At 64.0% G+C, this 1,349-nt stretch carries 3 protein-coding genes; 1 reads left to right on the top strand and 2 read right to left on the bottom strand.

From position 1 onward, the window contains the following. On the bottom strand, nt 1-315 hold a 315-nt coding region (locus tag EOD07_RS34510), incomplete at its 3' end, for an EamA family transporter (RefSeq protein WP_164772845.1). 155 nt (nt 316-470) lie between these two features. Between EOD07_RS34510 and EOD07_RS34505 the strand changes: the two genes are divergently transcribed. Further along, entirely contained in the window at nt 471-758 is a 288-nt protein-coding gene (locus EOD07_RS34505; protein WP_041011325.1) for a hypothetical protein, read from the top strand. A gap of 15 nt (nt 759-773) precedes the next feature. Here the strand turns inward: EOD07_RS34505 and EOD07_RS34500 are convergent. Continuing rightward, nucleotides 774-1,349, bottom strand: a 576-nt coding sequence (locus EOD07_RS34500; protein WP_127238361.1) for a glutamate--tRNA ligase family protein, incomplete at its 5' end; no start/stop codon positions are given.

Raw genomic sequence — 1,349 nt, 5'->3', positions numbered from 1 at the left:
GATCAGCGGCTGCAGGCCGACAATCAATGCCGAAAACCCTGCCGGCATGCCCCGGTGGATCGCCCAGAAGACGGCGCCAAGATAGATGCCGTGCATGAGGACGCCGGCCCCCGTGGCGTGCAGCGCCTCGTCGCGCGTCGCCTTGCTCGAGCCGAGCAGCACGGCGAGGCCGGCAAACAGGATCGCCGCGATCACGAAGCGGATGGCAAGGAAGGTGAAGGGTTCCGCCCAAGGCATGGCGTAGCGCGCGCCGATGAAGCCGGTCGCCCACAGAACGACGAAGGAGGCGGGAATGAACCGCTTGATGCTCTGCATTGGGGGAAAGCTGCCGGGGTGAACGGTTGATGACGGCAATTGCTCTAATGCCGATCAATCCCGCAAGCAAAACGAAACGGTTGATCCATAAGCTAAGTTGAATTCAACAAACCGTGCCAATAGGGGCATGGCGCATCGCCGCGCCATGGTGAGGCATGTTTTTGCATCTGGACACAACCTGGCTTCTGTTCGCCTTCGCGATCATCGCCGCCTTCGGTTTCTTCTTCGGCACTTTGCTCGACGCGATCATGAAAGAGGGCGCCTTCGGTCCGACCGGCAACACGCTATTGTTCATCTTCGGCTTTTTTGCCGCGGTGGTGATCGCCAACAAGCATGGCATCAGCCTGAGCGATCTCAAGCTGGCGGTTGCCTGGGGGCTGGGCGGCGCCTTTTCCTTCATCAGCGTGCTGGCGCTGATCAAGGCCGGGATGGCGCGCTTGTAATCGGCGCTTTCGTAATCAAAGCCCAAGCAGCCGCTTGACGTCCTGCGGCGACACGCCTGCCTCGCGAAGCGCGGCTAGGCCGGTATCCTTGAAGCTCTTGGAGAGCTTCCGGCCATCCGGGCCAAGAATCAGGCGGTGGTGGAAATAGCGCGGCGGCGAGAGACCGAGCAATTCCTGCAGCAGGCGCTGCACCTCGGTTGCCGAATAGAGATCCTGGCCGCGCACGACATGGCTGACGCCTTGCAGCGCATCGTCGAGGGCGACGGCGAGATGGTAGCTGGTCGGAATGTCGCGGCGGGCGACGATGACGTCGCCCCAGGCCTGCGGTTGCGCTTCGATCGCTCGCGTCGCGGACATCGTCTCGTCGGTGAACTCCAGCCATGACAGGCCAGCCGCGAGGCGCGCCGTCGCCGCCTCGACATCGAGCCGCCAGGCGAAGGGCATGTTCTCGGCAAGCCGCCGCTTGCGCTCCCTGGCCGGCAAGGCCTTGTCTAGCGGCGGGTAGAGCGGCACGCCGTCCGGATCGCGCGGCCAGTCGCGGCCGCCTGTCTCGGCGATGAAGGCGCGGATCTCGCCGCGGCTCATGAAAGC

The organism is Mesorhizobium sp. M2C.T.Ca.TU.002.02.1.1 (assembly GCF_003997225.1).
This window is presented reverse-complemented; position numbering and strand designations above follow the sequence as displayed.

What these genes read in the sequence shown, in the direction of transcription:
- EOD07_RS34505 (WP_041011325.1), top strand. Translation starts at nt 471, where the DNA reads ATGTTTTTGCATCTGGACACAACCTGGCTTCTGTTCGCCTTCGCGATC.